Below are 19,400 nucleotides of genomic sequence, written 5' to 3'. Positions count from 1 at the left end.
TGAGCCACCTGTCCGGAAGAAGTGAGCCAGTTAAAGAAATCCCCTTCCGTCCCCAAAGGGGAAACGCAGGGAGCAAGCCCCCTGCACCCCTTCACTCGCCGTGCGGCAGCCCCAGCAGTACCTGCTGGAGGATTGCAAGTGTAACGAGTTTGGCGGCGCAGGTCAAGGCTAAACTGAACGCTTCGCGACCTTGACTTGCTTACTATGGCATGGCTCCCCCTACCGGATGGGTGGCTCATTTTCTCCGGAGACCTGGCTCACTCATGACCGGAATGATGGCTCTATTTCATCGAAATATTCAAGGAATTACGATTCCGAATGTTAACTGGCGGGAACGCATACCAAGGTATGCGGGAAAGGGAGGAAGGAAGGGGGTGTCCCGTTTCAAAAACATTTGAGCGCCACCTAAAAAATACATTGAAATTCGCGGCTATTTGGATCATGACTTCCTATTTGTGAACATCGATAACACGCCGATGAAGGTTCGGACCATGCAAGAGAATATACAGGCTCGCGGATTAACGGCTGTGATAAAGGGGGTTCGCGTAAGCCCACAAAACTGCATATCGACTGGAATAATCGACGTTTTCTCTTAGGGAGAAGGCGTCTTTTTGTTACTTTTTGACGTAATTTACGTTATACTTGATAGTAAAATTGTGGGAGGTTATGGGGTTGGGGATCAAGAAATTTTTTGGATTATGGTTAACTATGGCGTTATTACTAAGCGCTTGTAATACAGGACCGAAGGATGACCCTTCGAATGTGCTCTCAGCATACTATCAATCCGTAATTGACGGAGATTTTATTAAAGCCTATAACATGCACACCGAAGCATATAAACAACGAAATAGCCAAGAGGATTTTTCCGCTTACATGAATACATTAAGAGAATTCACAACCTTAAGCGGGTCCAAGGTTGAAAAAATCAAAGAAGAGAAGAACAGAGAGGTTGAAGGGAAGAAATATCGCCGAGTTGTAGAACTGAGTGTAGTGGAACAAATCAAGGATCTAGTCAGCAACAAGGAAACTACCTCAAACTATATTCGATTAGTGGTTAGTGAGGGAGATCAATGGATGTTACACCGAGACGGCGATATCAAGCAATCGGTTGCCGAGAATTTGGCTTTCATCGGGAGCATGTACATGTTTGGTGAGGGAAAGGAAGTGAATGTAAACGAAGCGATTAAGTATTATAAGAAAAGTCTCGAGTATGTACCAAACGACGGGAAGGTTCAAAACGTACTTGCCTCAGCGTATCTAGGTGCAAAACGCATGAAAGAGGCAGCGGAAACCGCTCAAGCGGCTTTAGTTAACGCTAAAGATAACCTCTCTCTCTCAGAAGTACATAACGTTCTAGGATTAATAGCAGAAGAGGGAGGAAATTTTAACGACGCAAAGATGGAATTTGAAAAAGCGGTCGAACTGAACCCGGATAATGAATATGCAAAAACCAACCTTGCCCGCATATCAAAAAACGATAAATAACGAACTATCAACGGACATTCATCGCTCTCATGGGCGGCGGATGTCCTTTTTTCGTATAATTGTGTTTCGAGAGCTGGGGGTGGTACAATCACAGAACACAGTATAAACTTTATGTTTCTTGTGTATAAAGATTCTGCAAAATGACTAACATCAGGCGACCTCGGTTCCCATCCCCTTAGATAAACGAGCCTCTAATACATCAAGGGCTCGTTTATCCAAGAGTTTCGTATTGACAATGTGACAATGTTTAGGGGAATTGGGAGAAGAGGTTATTTTACAGTGTGAAGGCACCCGAAAATAAAACAATGATCAGGAAAATGAGTGCGACAATTCCGCCAATTCTACTCATGATCAAGTAAGCTTCGCTTGGCTCTGATTCACCTTTAACCATCCAACCATAGCGCATATACCAACCGAAGGATGGATAAACGATATTAAGTATTGCTAAAATGATAAAAAGAATAATGAAGACAACCATATTCATCATCTCCTTTTTATGTAATACGTGAAGGGTATGGGAATGTTTCGGAAGAGGGGCGGGCGAATGATCGGAGCTGCTAACGATCTTTAATGGCAACAGCGATTTAGGGCCAGTAAGTACATGAAATAGATAAAAGTGTTGTTAGACGGGGCAGGCATGGTATTATCTGATCCTTTAAAAGTATAATGGCGAAAAACCCAAGTCATTTAACCACGACCTGGGTTTCTCATCATCTGGAGGTATTTAAGGGAGTCCCTTTTAATTATCGTAATTTATAATTGAATTCATCTCCATTTATTGAGATCACAACGTTGATTGATTTATCATCTTTAGACGCTTCTTTGGGTAGTTCGGAAATAAAATGGAGAATCCCTGTTTTTAATGGCTCAATGCTTGTGATATTGGTATAGGTAAAGTCGGACCCGCCACTTTCCTCAATTGTCGAAAAGCTATTATACTTGTATTTTTCATCATAGATTACTGTGACTGATGCAAACTCATCGGAGCTTTTTCCTGACGTTAAGAGACTCTTTACATTTAAGACCGTTTCTAAGTAAATATTGTCTGCATCTTTTACTTCGTAGTAGGAATAGTAATCACGAGGTTTAGGTGGGACAACTTTTGATGTGAATTTTGCTTTAGTTAAGGTGATTTCTGCAAAATCCGAAACTTCAAATGACTTTTTCAGTTCAATAGTATTTTTTTCTTTTGCAGTTGATTCGGGTGCTGGTTCGGGTTCGGAGGGCGATTCGCTCTCAGGGGAACTTTGGCCATTCAAGGATTCAAGTTGTTCTTTTAATTGTTTGTTTTCTGCAGTAAGTTGGTTTATCTGATCCTTGAGGCTGCTGAGCTCCTCAGTTTGAACCGTGCCAGTCGAATTATTTGTATTACAGCCGGCTAAAACAATGAGTAAAGAAATAAAAGCGAACATTAATATTCGTTTCATGTTACCTCCTGAAATTTAGGAAACTTTGTTCATGTAGATCTCTTTTGTAGATTCTATAAACTTGTATAACCTTTTTCCTCTGACCATCCCCAGTAAATACTTTATTATAATGCGATGGATACCTCCGTTTGTTTATTAGTTTCAGTTCTAATGTCCTATCCTATTATAAATCAATTATCCTATTTTGGCGATCTGTGGAAAATGACGGGGAAAGTCGCCTTTCAGAAGCCACAATGAGCATCAAAGAAACTAGTAACTTCTTAACTCCCCAAATTGCGGCGCCAACGAAAACGATAAAAGCAACTCCATTTAAATACGCAACCATTTCTCCGCCTCGTCTCGATTATAGTTGACACCATTTTACAACAGCCTCAATCGTTTGCGAATATGCTAGGGGGATCTGTTTCCAGAGAATAAAAGACCGAATCCGCGCGTAAAAAATTTTTGTTTTCTGAGATCGTATTCGATAGTATAGAGGGATAGATGCATTGGGGGGATTGAGATGATTATCCGTGAGGCTGCTGAGAAAGATATTGATTCGTTAATCTTAATGCGCTGGGAATTTACGATAGAGCATCAGCCTCATGTTCGAGATGATTTCGATCTTTTCGCTACTGAGTGTCGGGCATTCCTAGAGCAGGCTATGAGTGGAGAGCGTTGGCATATTTGGGTTGCAGAATTAAACGGCATTATTGCCTCTCATGCCTACATTCAGTTAATCGATAAGGTGCCGAGGCCAGGAAGAGTCACTTATCCGTTCGCCTACATGACCAACGTCTATACCGATCCGGACTACAGAGCTCAAGGAATTGGCAGTCAGATGCTGCAAACGATTAGAGAGTGGGCGAAGGCGAACAAATATGAGTTTATTATCGTCTGGCCGAGCGAAGAAGCGAGAGAGTTCTATTCCAGAAACGGATATGTGCTGTGTAACGATCCGATGGAGCTGCAGCTGTAGTGGATTGGAGGGCAACTCGAACCTCTTATTGGAAAAATAACAAGTCAAAAGGGCGCCGGAGAACCGACGGCCTTATTTGCATATGCGATTAGCCCGGGAATGGAGCGGCAGGCTGTTCATCCCCCAATACAGGAGTCAGCTTCGCCGATATATAGGTGGAGACGGATACGTCTCTGAGAGCTTGTGGATACATTTTATCGGGATCGGGAAGAACTGCGCGCAAGTGGATGATCGCCTCGCCTTTTTCGAAGGAAATGCCCGTGATCTCCATACCATAGCCGGAATGCGGTACAGTGGCTGTAACGGTGACTTTGAGCACATCATCCGTAATCTTTTCAGTGGAGAGGGAAGCATTGCTTAGAATAGATGGCTTAGGCTCCTCGATAGGCGCGTTTTCACGGATAAACTTAACAGTTCTGGCGATGACGACATCGGCTTGCGCTTGTGTGACGCCGTTCTTAGGATGGAAGCGCTGTTTGCTGTCCAAAGTAAAGATGTTGGCGATCAGCAGCTTTTGGATGCTGTCCATGTATCCGTTCGTAATATGCTTGGCATCGGAGATCTCCAGGAAGATTTCGATCCAGGCGTATTCCCCTTTTTGGCTGAGAGCTCCATAGAGCCATTTGGCAAATTGCTCGCGGGTGACCTTGGCAGAAGGATTGATGTCTTTCGGAAGATCCAGGCCGTTGAAGTTAGCAACGATAAAATCACCCGCATATGGCGCATTGTCTTGAACTTTCGAATAAAAATCGCTTGCTTTAGGCTCTTTGATGAAGCGAATATGATCGATATTCAACCCGAGTCCCTTAACGATGGCGCTGACTGCCTGCGCTGTTGTGATTTCTTTTTTGTTGGTTGCCTTGGAGTTTCCTTGACCAGCGAATACCGATCCTCCGATGGCCATGCTAACGACAGCGATCAATGCGAGTAAAATAATGGATTTACCGATTCGCGATTTCATTTTCATTCCCCCACTTTTTTAGAATATCGTGTAGTTGGTATTGTAGACGGCGATTCATTGGAAAAGGTTGCATTCGTTTTGTTGGATTGGGGGAGTTTTTTCACGAGACAGGTAAAACAGATTTAATCAGTACCCGAATACTTTATCATTGCCCGAAGGTGGCTCACTAGTATTGAAGGAGATTCCTTCCTTTTGTCGAAATAAGTAAGCGAATTTAAGACAAAGGAAAGAGGATGGGTACACTATGGCAAAATGGGAATATAAATCGTTGGAATTTTTCATAGAAAAGGTAGGAAGAGGATATTTCGATACGACTAGATTGAACTTGACTAAATTTGATCAAGAAATAAACCAAATGGGTGAAGAGGGTAAGATTACAAATGAGCCATTGAATTCTCTAATAACGGGTCGAGCTTCTTCGGGCAATCGTAAATCTCTCCCGTTATCGTCTTGCCCATAATAACCTTGATCCCATACGTAGCGTTCCTCATAACTCCCCTGGATAAAGCTCGCACAAATCCTCATACTTTCCATTGGAACACTCATAGTTCTAAAATAGTTACGATTTAATCAATCTGAGTCCAGAATGCTTTATGTATGGCGCCATGAGAGAATATAGAATTTATTAGATTCGACCATCTCTTTTGTCCTTTGATATCCCGCTTTTCGTGCAGCTCAGCTACTTCCCTGTACCATCCTCAGAATAAGGCTTTGCCAATTTTATAGCTCCTCTAGAAAGATAGGAATAGTATATCATTTGCCGGCAAATATTTATCTTATTAATTTATTTCTCGTCTAAGGGCGATACCGGACGAGAGACCTGGTACGGTGATCAACCGATTTACTCCACAAATGTGCATGAAGTAGTAGGATAGTATAAACTAAAGGAAAATAGAACCCTCGTCGGAGAGTCCTATTCTGCACACTGATCGTGTTAGCCAACCCGCGCTTTCCAAAAAGGAATATAGGCGGAAAATGGTACTTCCCAGCATGGCAGACTCGTGAATTCCTGTAACAATGGTTGAATAAACCACGTAATTAATTGTACTAGCAACAATTCAGAACCGACACATGGTAGTGCACTCTTGACGATTTCCATCTCCGGCGGCCAGTCAAGGAGTACGACTTATCCGCAGTCGAACTGAGCACATTCCTAAAGGACGCCGGAAATGGCCCGGCCAAGTATGCACTCACAAAGACCTGGAACAAAGGTCCCTTCAAGACCCGGACCGAGTACGTGATCTTCGATAAGATCATGACGTTCGATGTGGACGAATACGAAGTGGAGAAACCATAATCAATCAGCCCGGGGGCTTAGGCTCTCCGGGCTTTTTTGTTTGTCGTACGATTGCCACCAATAGTTGAAAGGACAATTAATGCAGAAAAGGAGTTGAAGCGAATGCCTGAAATGACGCAGCATATCGGTCTAAAGAAACCACTAGCGAGCGAAACAGCGGACATATCCGTTATTAACGACAATATGGATATGATCGATTCGGCTTTGGGCGATCTATCGGCGGTTCCAACGGCGACAAAGGACGCAGCGGGGGCAATCACGGAATTATTCGAAGCACTTGAAAATGCCGATATTCCCGATGCTACGCTGACAATGAGAGGTAAGGTGCAGCTCAGCAGCGCGACCAACAGCACCGCAGAGGATCGGGCCGCGACTCCGAAAGCGGTCAAGGATGCGATGGATGCGGCTGCGGGTGCGTCGGGATCGCTGAGCACACACGCAGCCGCGACCAACGTCCATGGCGCGACATCGGCAGCAACGGCCAGCCGGCTTATCATTCGGGACGCAACCGGTCGGGCGAAGATATCCGCGCCTGCAGCAAGCGATGACATAGCGCGCTTGGACACGGTCGATAACAAATTTGGGGCAATTACGACAGGGGGAGTGCTTGATTGGAACGACGTTACTAATATTCGTCCAGGAACGGGCTACACATTACTGTCTGGTGCTGCTGCAAATGGTCCGGGGGCAGCTGTATATTACACGCCATTCAACTTTGAGTTCGGAGCAAAAAACGGATCAAGTTCGATAACTCAATTTGCGTTACCTTACGACCAAGGATTGATACCAGCCGACGGAATGTATATGAGAACGCGATATAACGGTGTTTGGACGCCGTGGACTAAGTACTGGAACACTAACATGATGCGAATTAATGCCGGGCAACTTGAATTTTTTGACGGAGGGGTGTGGAAATCTGTGAGCGGCGGCGTATCAGTAGCTTCAAATACCCTTAGAGAGTCGTTTGCGACAGAAAGGTTCGTAAACGGCTCGCAATATCTAGTAGTTGGTAAATTTCTTCCAAAATCACCAGGGGAAATAGTAATATCGGGAGAAATAAGAGGTGGAGGACCTGGACAGAGCGCTTTACTTTATGTCTATACTGGACGAAGACAACTAAGCAGTAATGATATGTACCAGATGAGTGATATCACTGGGCTTGATTGGAGAACACCGGTAGGGACAGTTATTAATCCCCCTTCGGGTTATTTCGCCATAAGTATAGCAAATACCACTGCCACAACTTACGGAACGTTTACAAAATCAATAGTCGTGTTCGAGGGTGTGCCAGTCTATTTTTTATTTTCTGGCACTCAGTCTTATATGAAAAACTTAGAAATTAAATATGACTTGCTCTAGAGGAGGGCGAAAAGTGATTGCTATAATCTACAGCGGTAATTTTGTTGTCGGCTACCATGAATCTCCTGACTTGGATGAAATGAAGGCTCTTGGTACGGAGTACGACCTATTGGACGAGGTTCCAGAAATACTACTAGATATACCACAAGGACATTACGCGCAACGGATCGCGGTGGGGGAGTATCAGCTTGTTGCATTGCCACCCGATCCGCCTGACCGAATCGCGCAACTCGAAACCGAAAACCTTGAGCTTAAGCTAGCGTTGGCAGAACTGGCTGAAGCACAGCAGACGTACAATTCGCGCTGGCCGAACTGGCTTAAATTAAACGGAGGTGCATGAACTTGGCGAAAATCTACTATGACCTGATCAAAGCTGGATTAAGGACTATCGACGACGTTCCAATCCGCTGGCGCTCTGATGTTCAAACGATGATAGACGTTGATACGCAAAGCTCCACATCTTAAACGATCAGCCCGGGGGCTTAGGTTCTCGGGATTTTACACTACAAACTCCACAAACTTCACAAACTCCGGACTCCTCAGCATCCCCGCTCTTGTCCAATTCCGGAATCGTACCTTCGCGTTAATCCGCGGCTCCACGTAAACGTAATCTCGATCCTCTCTCACCTTTAGCCTATCCACCAGTCCGTAAAAAGCCTGCTTATACTCCATTGGCACCGCGAGTTCTATTATTCTGACCGATCGCCCGTTATGCTTCACTAACCATCCGAATTGATTTTGCGGTAGTCTGCGATTTAAACGGTCGCGTACGTATGGTTGATTATCTTCCTGCCAACTAGCGCTTCACTGTCCGATATACCGACACGTAATAAGCTTAGCAACGATAGCCTCCATACCTCGCTCCTTGACTGCGTAGTAGCTCAGTCCCTGTCCCCTCAACGCTCATGACGACGCTACAATACGGATTCGGCCGCAGAACCTTCGCAAGTATCTTCTTGCGTTAAGTCAGCGGCAGCGCCCGTAAATCTCGTCCGCAGTATTGCAGATTATCGAACGCGTAAAATAAAACAGGTTTCTTAACGGCCGCTTGACGAACAGCGAGCGGCCTCCGCAACATGAACCGCTCCATAACGCGCTCGAACTCAACTGCTCCGGTTTCCAGCCTTTCCAAACCGGGGAGATAGGGTGGCATCATAAGTGCCAAATTAGATGGCAATAACAGGTGGGGTGGAAAAATGCTGATGACTGATGAACATGAAACAATACGACTAACGAAACCGAACGATTGAGGGAAAAGCAACGGTTGAGGAACTCCGCTTGATTAGGGACTCTGTTATGCTGCCTCAATTGATGATGATGCTTCAAATCGATCGACTAGATAAGCAGATCTCAAATATCCATGTGCAATGTGATGGCCCGTTTTATGTGGTGCTGTTGGATATTGTTAGCCTTGAATCCTTCGGTGCACGTCAAGAGTTAAAGAAATGAAATATCAAGATCCTTTTCGACGAGATGCAGGACGACATCGTTTTCACTCGCTATACCTGTCGAGGATATGAGGATAAATTTGGGATGACTCGGGAGGTCATGCGGGCGGAGATCGGTAAGCATCTTGCCAAAACGGTCGATAGTATTCTCAAACCATCCAAGGAGTGATCATCATACCGATAATAGAGAAGCCAGAAAAGAAGTTGAGGACGAGTTTGCAAGCCAGATTATGAAATTAAGGAGGGTTGTCGCTATATTAGAGTGTATAATTAATTAATTAATTAATTAATTAATTAATTAATTTTGCGGCAAGAGCAATTTTCTAGGGGGCCCTAATATGGGAATACCCACAGACAAAAAATAAGAGAGCCCTTATCACTCTAAGGCTCTCGGTCGTTTAAGTATGGTGATCTGAACAGGGATCGAACCTGTGACCCCCACCCTGTCAAGATGGTGCTCTCCCAGCTGAGCTATCAGATCATGTTTTGTTTCGCGGCGACAAGTAATATAATACCAAGCCCAGAATCTAAAGTCAACAAGATTTTCAAAAAAAGTTTGGCGAAATTTACGATAAGCTTAATGCACGCACCCGAAAGCTTCGAGCAGCCATCATGAGCAAACTGAGCGAGCGGGATACCGAAGAAGTTGCACAAAATGCCAGCACAAAAACGGAGGTATCCTAAAGCGGCTATTCGCTCCAAGACACCTCCGTTTGTTTTATTCCTCCCATTTACGGGAGTAGGCTTTCTTGGTCACCCACAGCACCATCCAGATGAGCAGGACGGCTATGACGCCGGAGACGATAAAGGTGGTAGTCAACAAGCTTCTTCCTTTCCTTGAGCGGTGTTCCTGTTATCATATCATGAATTACCGCCAGGGGTAAGCTGTTCGACCTCGTAGGCGATTTGCTGTTCGATGAATGTCATTGCTCCGGTACGACCGATGAAGTTGGGTTGATCGTCTCCGTAGTGCATCAAGTAGATCCGTTCCTGCAATTCCGCAGGTAGCGTCAGGAGCTGCGGCAAACAGGCATGAACGACGCCGGGTGGGTGCAGCTGACAGTCGTGGAATATCACTTTTACATTGCGGTCGCGAACGAGCCCGGCCAACAGGTCGGGGTCGAATACGGTGTCGCCGGAATAGAAGAAAAAGCCGTTAAACAACATGGAAAAATTCGGCTTATTCGGAATATGACGAGTCGGCACGAGCTCGACGTTAAGACCAGGCATAAGCTCGTGACGCGCACCAATCGAGAGGGGGCGAACATCAAAAAAGTCGTGAAGCGTTTCCGCTTCGTCCTGCTGCAGACCTCCTCGAAGAGAGTGCTCCCAGATCGGTTGAACCAGCGTATCGGCAATATAAAGGATCGGCTTGCGGCCGTAAACGAATTTCATTTGAAAAGCGAACTCTTCCAATCCGCCGATATGATCGGCGTGAATATGGGTAATCAGAACCGCGTGCAAGTCGTTAAAGCCGTATCCAAGCTCATGGAGAGCTTTGGGCGCCGTTATTCCGCAATCTACGAGCAGAAGGCGGCCTTCCGTCTCGATAATCGCGTTATTGTTGTTGAAGGCTTTAGCAAAAGCGCTGCCGGTTCCAAGCATAGTAATTTTCAACTCGGTACCTCCTAAGAAAGGGGAATTGCATATGTGAACTTTAGCTTTATTCAATGTACCATAATTTACCTAGCTAAGTAAGAAGGCAAGCCAAAAAACATGGCGATTCAGTGACGGCATAGGCATTGCCCGCATAGTCTATGGAAACGTTTGTTATTTCCAGGGGTATGTGAAAGGAAGATCGCCGATGGGCAAAGTGAATAAGAAGAAAAAATCGGCAGCGGCGGAGCAGCAGCGACGAGCGCAAATGAGAATCGTAACCTCCGATGTCTGCGCCGTGTGCAAAACTCCCTGCAGTAGGGGCCTTCGTTATTTGGCTCGGATGAGCGTTCCCGGCGCATCGGGGAAAGGGGTCCCATGTGTGCTGACGCTGCCCGGCAGGCAATAAAATACGATTTCCCGGGCAAGCGCACTAATCGCCACAATATGACATCAGCCCATCAAGTGAAAAATGATAAACTTTTCATCTAATTTTAACTTTCCTGCGCAACTTTCCGCTCAACCGTTAGTATAACCAAGTACAAATAGCTATACGAGACGGCGAAAAGACGGAGGAAACGAATGATGAGAGTTCGGAGACTGATTGTGCTGGTTACGACGTTAACGCTGCTATGCGGCAGCGTGGCATATGCGGATTCCGTATCGCAGAAGTTAAGGATATTGATTAATAACAAGAAGTCCGAGGAAGTTGCGGATGGAGGAATCGTCGTAGACAACAAAGTCTACATTTCCTCTCAGGTTGTATCCGATAAGCTTCAGGCAATCGTAGTTAAGGAAGACGGCAAGGCGATAATTTATAAGCCTAACGTTCATATGGTGACCAGCGCTGGTCCGAAAATTTTTGCCGGCGTCAACAAGGGCGACAAGTTCAAGTTCAACACTTTTATCCAGGTGGATACGCTTAAGCCGGACATTAATGCTCTGAAGCTTACTATCGCTGATCCTTACGGGGATGAAACGTTAATTGAACAGCGCAAATCCGGAGACGCCAATTTCCCGGCAGACGGCAAGTCCGATTTCTGGATTACAGTCGAGGATATTTCTTACAATTTTGACAAGGCCGGAGCGTATACGCTGAGATTCTCGGTTAAGCCAACTGGAGAATCCTCCTTTAAGGTCATTTCGGAGAAAACAATCAACTCTCAGTGAACCAATAGAACGAAGCCCAATCCCTCGGCGGATCGGGCTTTTTTTAAGGTTTGACCCTTGTGGGCGGAAGTGATACGATACGTGAGTAGGAAAAAACAACCGAGTGAATGGAGGCTCGCTATGAGCGATCATGTCCATGACGAGAACTGCGAACATGACCACGATGAAGCCGTTTTTATCGTAACGGATGAGGAAGGCGTCGAGCACGAGATGGTGCTTGTGTACACATTCGAAATGAATGACCGCGTGTATGCGGTGTTGTTGGATCGCAACGATCCGGAGGACGACGGCGTCATTTTCCGCGTCGAAGAAGACGGAGAAGACGAAGTTCTCGTCAACATCGAAGACGACGAGGAATGGGAAACGGTCATGAAAGCATATGAGGAGCTTGCCGCGCAAGAGAACGGGCAGGCTTAAGGTTCGTTGTTATGCAATAAGGCTGACATCCTCTTCGCTAGCGAAGGGATGTCAGCCTTATGTTATTTTCTCGGATTATAGTAGATTGTTCTTCCATTGAACATGCATACTTCCGCTTGCAGCTGTTTTCCGATCCATTTGCACAGTTCATTGGCTTTCGATTTGTCTCCGTGCGTAGAATCGTTCGGTAATACGAAGTGGATGTAGGGAACGGGCTCATTTTCCGATTCGCGCAATCCCGTGCCAACGACGATATAACGGTACTGAGGGGACTTGCCTTTCAAGTAAAACCAGCGGCCTTCCGCTTCGGGCTTCTGCTCAATGCTGTAAGGAAATGCCGAGTCGGCGTAATCCCACCCCAACTGCTTGCCTGTTAGCTGCATTTGTTCCTTGTAACGGTGCAATTGCTCTTGAACGCCGGCCAGATCGATTTCGGATAAGGTCGAGCCTTGCACTAGCGATATGTAAGCGCTTTGACTCATCGGTTCCACCCCCACGCCCATGATAGCATTTCCCGCTTCTGTTGGCAACGGGTTCCAGAACGACAAAGAAGCCCGCCGCCTGACGCGTATCGCGCCGGACTGCGGGCCGGATATATCGAGAAAATGGGCTGATTGCAGGATTCTAAGCCGAATCCAGCTCTTCTGAATACCGCGTCGGAGAGCAAAGCCGAATTGTGAACCATTTTACGAAATAGCGGTTTCTTCCTTAAGAACTTTGATATTCGTAACCGAACGGTCCTCTGGTCCTTTGACCGGCAGGCCGACTTCCAGATGGTTAATGATATAGTCGATATTCTCCTGGGAGATGACTTCGCCGGGCAGCAAAATCGGAATGCCGGGCGGGTAGACGTAGATGAACTCCGCGATGATGCAGCCGACGGACTCCTTGAAAGGAACCAGCTCGGTTTCCCCGTAAAAGGCGTCTCTCGGTGTCAACGCGAGATGGGGAATTTCCGGAATGACAACGACAACTTCGGGAATTTCTTTCGAATCTGCATGATAGGCATCCGACAAGCCTTTGAGTGCTTCGATCAGAATGCCGATGGAGGATTCGTCGTCGCCCGGCGTGGCCAGGCACAAAATATTGTACATATCGCTGAGCTCGACCTCGAGCTTGTAGTGCTCGCGAAGCCAGTTTTCCGCATCGTAGCCCGTAATCCCGAGATGTCGCACATGGATCGCCAGTTTCGTCGGATCGTGGTCGTAAGTCGCTTCTTCGCCAAGCAGCTCTTCACCGAAACAGTACAGACCGGCGATCTGGTTGATCTGCTCTCGCGCTTGCTGTGCAAGCCGCAGCGTCCGCTCGGCCAGTTCCTTGCCGTGAATCGCCAGCTGTCTGCGCGCCGTATCCAGCGATGCCAGAAGCGGGTAGGACGTCGAGGTTGTCGTCAGCAAGCTGAGAATGGTCTGCACGCGCTGCGGGTTGATAAGCCCTTTGCGCACGTTCAGAATCGAGCTTTGCGTCATGGACCCCCCCAGCTTATGAATGCTCGTCGCCGACATATCGGCTCCGGCCTGCATAGCGGAGATTGGAAGCTCCTCCGAGAAATGGATCAGCGCTCCGTGCGCTTCGTCGACAAGCACAGGGATGTCGTATTCGTGAGTTAGGTCGACAATCTCCTTCAGATTGGCGCATACCCCGTAATAGGTGGGGTTAATGACCAGCAGCGCGGCGGCGTCGGGATGACGTTCCAATGCGCGTCGAACCGAGCGCGTCGTGATGCCGTGATCGATACCGAGGTTCGTGTCCCGAACAGGAGACAGGAATACCGGCCGCGCGCCGGCAAAGATGATCGCCGACAGAACGGATTTGTGCACGTTGCGAGGGACGATGATTTTGTCCCCTGTGCCGCATACCGATAAAATCATCGTCATGATGGCCGTGCTCGTTCCTTGCACGGAGAAGAAAGTCATGTCCGCGCCGAAAGCATCGGCGGCCAGTCTCTGCGCTTCCAGAATAACCCCCGTGGGCTGGTGCAGATCATCTAGTGGAGCGATATTGATCAAGTCGATATTAAGTATGTTTTGTCCGATATATTCGCGATATTCGGGATCCATGCCCGCGCCTTTCTTATGCCCGGGAATATGGAATTGCACCGGATTTTGCCTCGCATGGGAACGCAACGCGTCGAATAATGGAGTGCGATTATGATCCAATAGGGGTTCCCTGCCTTTCTCGTGACTTGCCGAAGGAATAGACGTAGCTTTTTGTTCAAACAAGCATGAGTATAACAAAAATGGGGGGGAAATCAACTATTGCTTACAGATTGCGAAAGTTGTCACCAAAACGTCAACGTCTGCGATTTGGAACTGCGAGGATTTATGTGCTACCATCATTAGAAGATAGAGTTCGGCACGTTATGCTATTTATCGTTCAACAAGAGGAGAGAAAACGCGCGTGAAAAGCAAACTAGCGGTCGTAGGGCTGATGCTCTTTACGATTTTTGTCGGGTTCGGCATCATTATTCCGGTGCTGCCCCAGCTCGTGACGGAAGCGAGTAAAGAGTCTGCAAACTGGCATACGGGCGGGATGCTTGCCATTTATTCCTTAATGTCCTTCGTGCTTAGCCCGCTCTGGGGCGGTTTGTCTGAGCGAGTCGGCAGACGTCCTGTTATTATGACCGGAGTGTTCGGCTTTGCGGTCAGCTTCCTGCTGCTCGGCATGTCCGGCGACAACCTATGGCTGATGTATGCGTCCCGGGTGCTCGGAGGACTGTTCTCCGGCGCGGTCGTATCCTGTATCGTCGCCTACGTTGCAGACATTACGACAGAGGAGGAGCGGACGAAGGGGATGGCGGTCGTCGGCATGAGCATCGGACTTGGCTTTACGTTTGGCCCTGGGTTCGGGGGCTGGCTGAGCAAGATCACGCTGCACACGCCGTTCTATGCGGCGGCGGCGCTTTCCTTGATCGTCTTCGTTGCCGCCTGGTTCAGCTTGACCGAGTCGCTGCCGCCGGAGAAACGCGCTTCCCGCGTCAGGAGCAAGCGGGTATCGCGCTGGACCGCGTTCCAGGGGGCGCTTAAGTTTTTGTATGTGCTGGCTTTCTTCGTCACGTTCTCGCTCGCGATTCTGGAAGCGACTCTGCAGTTGATCGGAATGGAGAAGTTCGGAGTGACCCCGCCGCAGGTCGGCACGGCGTTCGTGTTCTGCGGCTTGGCGGGAGCGGCCGTTCAGGGCGGCGTCGTGCGCAGACGCGTGAAAGTCGGCCAGGAAGGCCGCTATATCGCGCTCGGACTGGTCATATCCGCAACCGGATTTTTCCTGCTGCCCACGGCGCCCAATTGGACGATGGTGATTGTGTACCTGTGCGTGTTCGGCATCGGGAACTCGTTGATCAAGCCGTGCGTGATGTCGCTCATCACGCAGAAAACGACGGTCGAACAAGGCATCGCTTCCGGTCTCAGTTCTTCCATGGACAGCCTGGGACGGATTGTCGGACCCTTGCTCGGGGCGGTTTTGATCTGGGCGGCAGATTGGCTGCCGTTCGTCGTATCCGGTATTCTCTCGATCGCCGCTCTCGGGCTGCTGGCTCAGTTCCGCAGCAGAGACCGCCAGAAAGCGCACGCCTGATCGCAAGACCCATCAAGGCCGTTCCCACAAGCGAGCTCCAAGCTTACTTGCCGGGAACGGTCTTTTTCTATTTTCCGCTGAAAATGACTTTCGTCACCCGAACGTTCCCCTCCAAAGTGACTCAATACACCTGTGCGGATTATTCAAACGCCCTACAATGCAATCAAGGACGGAATACGGCTTGACGGAAAAGAGCGTACGAGAAAAAGGGAGACCGGAGGCTGACGACGTCTCGGACTCAAGTCCAGGAGAAAGTCCGGTCTGCAGCCGATTCTCGCGCCGGACCGTTATCCGTTAAGCTGAACAATGAAAAGACGCAGATGCGGAAGGGGAACGGGAAAGTTGAAAAGTTTAATTAACGGAGCATTTCGCAACAAAGCGGCGATGATCCTTATCGTCATTATGGTGCTTGCGATGGGGGGACTAAGCTATACGAAGCTTCCGATGGAGTTTTTGCCGGAGGCCGACAACCCGCAGGTGACCGTATCGGTCATCGGACCGGGCTACGATGCTTCCGCCATGGACCGGACGGTTACCGGCCCGATCGAACAGGCGCTGGCCAGCATCAAAGGAAAGACGAATACGTTCTCCACGTCGGGAGACGGCTTCTCGCAAGTGAATTTGAACTTTGATTCGCGCACGAACATGAAGGAGGCGAAGCAGGAGGTCGAGCAGGCCGTGAACACAGTCGCTCTGCCCGACAACGTATCCTCGCCGTACGTTGTGCAGCTCAATACTTCGATGATTCCGATCTCGTTCGTGACGCTAACATTTGCGGATGGCGTTAGCGACGCGGAGAAGGAGTCGCTGGAGCAGCGCATTCGCGACGAGTTCAATGCGATTGACGGCGTGGGCAGCGTGATGGTCGCCGGCAAGCCTCAGCCTTCGGTCAGCATCGAGCCCAATGCCGAGAAGTTGGCGGAGAAAGGCGTTCCGCTTCAAGCGCTATACGGAGTGCTGCAAGGACGGACCGCTTCGTCCGCGGTCGGAGAGAGCGTCCTGGATGGCCAAATCGTCAATCTGAACGTTGTCGCCAACCTGCAGGATATCGATACGCTGAAGCAGCTTCCCGTCGTTCCCGGAGTGAAGCTGAGCGAGGTCGCGGATGTCAAGCTGGACGATTCGAAGGAAAGCCTGTTTCGTGTAGACGGCAAGGACGCGATTGAGTTCGTCATCTCCAAAGGAGCGAATTCCAATGCGGTCAGCGTCGGCAAGGAAGTCGAGAAAATTATCGACAAATATAACGAGGAAAACGCGGCGGTCGAACTGAAAGTCGCTATAAGCACCTCGGAGCAGGTCGTGCACTCGGTCAACAGCATGATGAGAGAGGTGCTGCTTGGCGCCTTGTTCGCCACAATTGTTATTCTTATTTTTATGCGCAACATTCGCGCTACGCTTGTCACAATCGTCTCGATCCCGCTATCGCTGGCGATGACGTTGTACCTGCTTGATCTGTCCGGGATTACGCTGAACATTTTAACGCTGGGCGGTGTCGCGGTTGCGGTCGGACGGCTGGTGGACGACAGCATCGTTGTCATCGAGAACATTTTCCGCAGGCTTCAGAAAGAGAAGTTCTCCAAAGAGCTGGTCATCGATGCGACCGCAGAGGTGGCGCGTGCAATTACCGCCTCTACGCTGACGACAATCGCGGTATTCCTGCCGATGAGCTTGCTGCGAGGCAGCCTGCAGTCTTTCCTGCTGCCGTTCGCGTTAACGATGACTTATTCGCTGCTGTCCTCGCTGATCGTCGCTTTGACGGTAATTCCGCTCATGAGCGCCGGCGTGCTGCGGAACTCCAACATTAAGGAGCACCAGCCTTCAAAACGGTTCGTACGTCTGTTGGAATGGAATCTGAAGCGCAAGTGGCTGCCGATTCTCGGCGCGGTCGTTCTGCTGGTCGCTTCTATCGCCACCTACATGACGATGCCGAAGGGAGCGATCGATTCCTCGAACGCGGAAAACGTCAACGTAAGCCTGCAATACAAGCCGGGCACTCCGGCCGAGCAAGTGCTGGAAAACGGCTTTAAGCTGGAAACCTATTTGCTGGGACGAGAAGATGTGTCGCTGGTTATGATGGTAAACGGCAATAGCTCCGAATCGGCCAAGTACGGCTCTGTCAGCTCTCCAACCCTTGTTACTTACATGCTGAAAATGAAAAAGGGTGCGGATGCGGAAAAAACGATGGAGGAAGTGAAAGCGCAGGCCGGCGGATATCCGGAAGCGGAACTGAACGTATCGACGGGCGACTTCATGTCCAGCGGCAGCTCCACGGAAGTCATTATCGACGTTACGGGCGGCAATCTCGAAGACATCGGCAAGACGGCCGAGGAGGTCATGGCCAAGATCGCGCCGATCAAGGACGTGCTCAAAGTCGAGAGCAATCAGCAAGAGAAGAAAACGATCTATACGCTGGAGGTCAACCCGGCTGCGGCCAAGGCGGGTGAAATCGCCGCTCAGCTCCAAGGGATGCTGAACCCAGTTCCGGTCGGCTCCATCGTCGTGGACGGACAGACGATTCCCGTGCGGATCGAGCCGGCGCTAAAGCCGCAGTCCGAGAGCGAGCTTTCGGCTCTGACCGTAATGACCGACGAAGGTCCGAAGCCGGTATCCGCCGTGGCCAAATGGGAGAAGTCGGAGCAGGCGACGATGTTCTACCACAAGGACGGCAGCAGCTATGTTCGCGTATCGGCCTCGGTCGAGCCGTCCCAACTGTCCAAGGTCGGAACGGAGATCGACAAGCAGCTGAAGGAAATCTCGCCTCCGGAAGGCGTCAAGCTGAACGTAGGCGGAGCTTCGGCGGACCAATCGGCCGACATAATGAGCCTGTTCATGATGATGATCGTTTCAATCGGAGTCGTCTATCTGATCATGGTGTTTACGTTCAAGACGCTTAAAGCGCCGCTAGCTATCATCAGCTCGATCTTCTTCGTGCCGATCGGGGCTGTGCTGGGGCTGATCGTGACGGGGGTAACGCCGGACTTCACCGCAATCTTCGGCGTCGTCATGCTGATCGGCATCGTCGTCACGAACGCGATCGTTCTGATCGACCGGGTGAAGCATAACGAAGAGCGCATGACGATTCGCGAAGCGCTGCTTGAAGCGGCCGGTACACGTATGCGTCCGATTCTGATGACGGCGATCGCGACCGTCGGCGCGATGCTCCCGCTCGTGTTCGGCTCGTCGGAGAGCGGCAGCATCGTCTCCCAGAGCTTGGCTATCGTCGTAATTGGCGGACTCGTCGTCGCGACACTGCTCACGCTCGTCATCGTACCTTGTGTGTATGAACTGCTCTATTTCCGCAAGTCGGCTCGTCAGCGCAAAATTGCCGCAGCGGCGGTAAGCGAAGCGGCGGCGCATTCGGCTCGGGAGGGAACCGTATGAGCATGAACTTGCAATATACGGATATTTCCGACTCCAAGCTACAGGTGGTCAGGGCCGATGGTCTTGTATTGGAAGAGGTAAGCATGGCGAAGGCAATCCTCAAGCACGTGAACTTGAGCGGAGCGCAAATCTCGAATGCGACGCTGGCCGGAGCGAAGCTCGCGAGTTGCGACTTGTCCGACGTCGAAATCACCGATTGCGAACTGGCCGGCTTTAAGATCAACGGCGTCTTGGTCACGGAGTTGTTGAAACGGATGTAGAAGAGGCAATGGCGTCCATAAGTAAGGGGGGCTGCCCCATAAGCAGTTGACTTGAAATAATCGACAGA

17 protein-coding genes and 1 tRNA gene are annotated in these 19,400 nt (G+C 49.3%); 11 read left to right on the top strand and 7 right to left on the bottom strand.

All coding sequences use genetic code 11. The annotated features are described in order from the left end of the window. Positions 1-672: 672 nt before the first annotated feature. A complete protein-coding gene (locus J4772_RS17460) occupies positions 673-1,485 on the top strand; it encodes a tetratricopeptide repeat protein (RefSeq protein ID WP_209076392.1) in 813 nt (270 codons plus the stop codon). Between the two features lie 274 nt (positions 1,486-1,759). Here J4772_RS17460 and J4772_RS17455 read toward each other — a convergent pair whose 3' ends face one another. Both J4772_RS17455 and J4772_RS17450 read right to left on the bottom strand, forming a co-directional pair. Beyond that, positions 1,760-1,963 (bottom strand): DUF6199 family natural product biosynthesis protein, encoded by a 204-nt coding sequence (locus J4772_RS17455; protein ID WP_209076390.1) that lies wholly within the window; start codon positions 1,961-1,963, stop codon positions 1,760-1,762. 265 nt (positions 1,964-2,228) lie between these two features. Then, on the bottom strand, positions 2,229-2,912 hold the full coding sequence (locus J4772_RS17450) for a hypothetical protein (protein ID WP_209076388.1): 684 nt from the start codon (positions 2,910-2,912) through the stop codon (positions 2,229-2,231). Positions 2,913-3,414: 502 nt separating this feature from the next. Here J4772_RS17450 and J4772_RS17445 point away from each other — a divergent pair. Further along, positions 3,415-3,870 (top strand): GNAT family N-acetyltransferase, encoded by a 456-nt coding sequence (locus J4772_RS17445; RefSeq protein WP_209076386.1) that lies wholly within the window; start codon positions 3,415-3,417, stop codon positions 3,868-3,870. A gap of 88 nt (positions 3,871-3,958) precedes the next feature. Here the strand turns inward: J4772_RS17445 and J4772_RS17440 are convergent, their stop codons facing one another. Continuing rightward, positions 3,959-4,831: an S-layer homology domain-containing protein gene (locus tag J4772_RS17440; protein ID WP_181917488.1), complete on the bottom strand. Its 873-nt coding sequence runs from the start codon at positions 4,829-4,831 to the stop codon at positions 3,959-3,961. A 1,399-nt stretch (positions 4,832-6,230) separates the two neighbouring features. On the opposite strand from J4772_RS17440, the gene J4772_RS17435 reads away from it, so the two are divergent. The 3 genes from J4772_RS17435 to J4772_RS37575 are packed head-to-tail and all read left to right on the top strand — an operon-like array spanning position 6,231 to position 7,952. After that, positions 6,231-7,487 (top strand): pyocin knob domain-containing protein, encoded by a 1,257-nt coding sequence (locus J4772_RS17435; RefSeq protein ID WP_209076384.1) that lies wholly within the window; start codon positions 6,231-6,233, stop codon positions 7,485-7,487. A 13-nt stretch (positions 7,488-7,500) separates the two neighbouring features. After that, a complete protein-coding gene (locus J4772_RS17430; protein WP_209076383.1) occupies positions 7,501-7,827 on the top strand; it encodes a hypothetical protein in 327 nt (108 codons plus the stop codon). Next, on the top strand, positions 7,824-7,952 hold the full coding sequence (locus J4772_RS37575; protein WP_371822870.1) for a CD1375 family protein: 129 nt from the start codon (positions 7,824-7,826) through the stop codon (positions 7,950-7,952). The genes J4772_RS17430 and J4772_RS37575 overlap by 4 nt, the downstream gene beginning before the upstream one ends. A gap of 1,388 nt (positions 7,953-9,340) precedes the next feature. Here the strand turns inward: J4772_RS37575 and J4772_RS17425 are convergent. Both J4772_RS17425 and J4772_RS17420 read right to left on the bottom strand, forming a co-directional pair. Continuing rightward, positions 9,341-9,416 (bottom strand) — tRNA-Val (locus tag J4772_RS17425). A gap of 380 nt (positions 9,417-9,796) precedes the next feature. After that, positions 9,797-10,552 (bottom strand): MBL fold metallo-hydrolase, encoded by a 756-nt coding sequence (locus tag J4772_RS17420; RefSeq protein WP_247741128.1) that lies wholly within the window; start codon positions 10,550-10,552, stop codon positions 9,797-9,799. Positions 10,553-10,739: 187 nt separating this feature from the next. On the opposite strand from J4772_RS17420, the gene J4772_RS17415 reads away from it, so the two are divergent. The 3 genes from J4772_RS17415 to J4772_RS17405 all read left to right on the top strand — a co-directional run bounded on the left by J4772_RS17415 (position 10,740) and on the right by J4772_RS17405 (position 12,118). After that, complete coding sequence (locus J4772_RS17415; protein ID WP_116059370.1) at positions 10,740-10,940, top strand: hypothetical protein; 201 nt, start codon at positions 10,740-10,742, stop codon at positions 10,938-10,940. A gap of 173 nt (positions 10,941-11,113) precedes the next feature. Beyond that, positions 11,114-11,701 (top strand): copper amine oxidase, encoded by a 588-nt coding sequence (locus tag J4772_RS17410; RefSeq protein ID WP_209076381.1) that lies wholly within the window; start codon positions 11,114-11,116, stop codon positions 11,699-11,701. A 120-nt stretch (positions 11,702-11,821) separates the two neighbouring features. Further along, positions 11,822-12,118 (top strand): DUF1292 domain-containing protein, encoded by a 297-nt coding sequence (locus J4772_RS17405; RefSeq protein WP_116059372.1) that lies wholly within the window; start codon positions 11,822-11,824, stop codon positions 12,116-12,118. 62 nt (positions 12,119-12,180) lie between these two features. On the opposite strand, the gene J4772_RS17400 is transcribed toward J4772_RS17405, so the two are convergent. Together J4772_RS17400 and J4772_RS17395 are read right to left on the bottom strand one after the other, a co-directional pair. After that, positions 12,181-12,600 carry a DUF1885 family protein gene (locus J4772_RS17400; RefSeq protein WP_116059373.1) on the bottom strand — a complete coding sequence of 140 codons (420 nt, stop codon included), beginning with the start codon at positions 12,598-12,600 and terminating at the stop codon, positions 12,181-12,183. A gap of 204 nt (positions 12,601-12,804) precedes the next feature. After that, on the bottom strand, positions 12,805-14,277 hold the full coding sequence (locus J4772_RS17395) for an aminotransferase class I/II-fold pyridoxal phosphate-dependent enzyme (protein ID WP_116059374.1): 1,473 nt from the start codon (positions 14,275-14,277) through the stop codon (positions 12,805-12,807). A gap of 241 nt (positions 14,278-14,518) precedes the next feature. Here J4772_RS17395 and J4772_RS17390 point away from each other — a divergent pair, with 241 nt between their 5' ends. From J4772_RS17390 to J4772_RS17380, 3 genes are all read left to right on the top strand, one after another. Then, positions 14,519-15,691 carry an MFS transporter gene (locus tag J4772_RS17390; protein WP_116059375.1) on the top strand — a complete coding sequence of 391 codons (1,173 nt, stop codon included), beginning with the start codon at positions 14,519-14,521 and terminating at the stop codon, positions 15,689-15,691. A 342-nt stretch (positions 15,692-16,033) separates the two neighbouring features. Then, positions 16,034-19,072 carry an efflux RND transporter permease subunit gene (locus J4772_RS17385; protein WP_247741127.1) on the top strand — a complete coding sequence of 1,013 codons (3,039 nt, stop codon included), beginning with the start codon at positions 16,034-16,036 and terminating at the stop codon, positions 19,070-19,072. After that, positions 19,069-19,332 (top strand): pentapeptide repeat-containing protein, encoded by a 264-nt coding sequence (locus J4772_RS17380; RefSeq protein WP_209076378.1) that lies wholly within the window; start codon positions 19,069-19,071, stop codon positions 19,330-19,332. The genes J4772_RS17385 and J4772_RS17380 overlap by 4 nt, the downstream gene beginning before the upstream one ends. The last annotated feature ends 68 nt before the right edge of the window (positions 19,333-19,400 follow it).

The sequence above is a fragment of the Cohnella sp. LGH genome, from assembly GCF_017671885.1.
Classification (GTDB): Bacteria; Bacillota; Bacilli; order Paenibacillales; family Paenibacillaceae; genus Cohnella; species Cohnella phaseoli.
This window is presented reverse-complemented; position numbering and strand designations above follow the sequence as displayed.

Bases quoted from the DNA above. Each gene is read 5' to 3' on its own strand.
- J4772_RS17455 (WP_209076390.1), bottom strand. From the start codon at position 1,963: ATGGTTGTCTTCATTATTCTTTTTATCATTTTAGCAATACTTAATATC.
- J4772_RS17450 (WP_209076388.1), bottom strand. From the start codon at position 2,912: ATGAAACGAATATTAATGTTCGCTTTTATTTCTTTACTCATTGTTTTA.
- J4772_RS17445 (WP_209076386.1), top strand. From the start codon at position 3,415: ATGATTATCCGTGAGGCTGCTGAGAAAGATATTGATTCGTTAATCTTA.
- J4772_RS17440 (WP_181917488.1), bottom strand. From the start codon at position 4,831: ATGAAATCGCGAATCGGTAAATCCATTATTTTACTCGCATTGATCGCT.
- J4772_RS17435 (WP_209076384.1), top strand. From the start codon at position 6,231: ATGCCTGAAATGACGCAGCATATCGGTCTAAAGAAACCACTAGCGAGC.
- J4772_RS37575 (WP_371822870.1), top strand. From the start codon at position 7,824: ATGAACTTGGCGAAAATCTACTATGACCTGATCAAAGCTGGATTAAGG.
- J4772_RS17415 (WP_116059370.1), top strand. From the start codon at position 10,740: ATGGGCAAAGTGAATAAGAAGAAAAAATCGGCAGCGGCGGAGCAGCAG.
- J4772_RS17410 (WP_209076381.1), top strand. From the start codon at position 11,114: ATGATGAGAGTTCGGAGACTGATTGTGCTGGTTACGACGTTAACGCTG.
- J4772_RS17405 (WP_116059372.1), top strand. From the start codon at position 11,822: ATGAGCGATCATGTCCATGACGAGAACTGCGAACATGACCACGATGAA.
- J4772_RS17400 (WP_116059373.1), bottom strand. From the start codon at position 12,600: ATGAGTCAAAGCGCTTACATATCGCTAGTGCAAGGCTCGACCTTATCC.
- J4772_RS17380 (WP_209076378.1), top strand. From the start codon at position 19,069: ATGAGCATGAACTTGCAATATACGGATATTTCCGACTCCAAGCTACAG.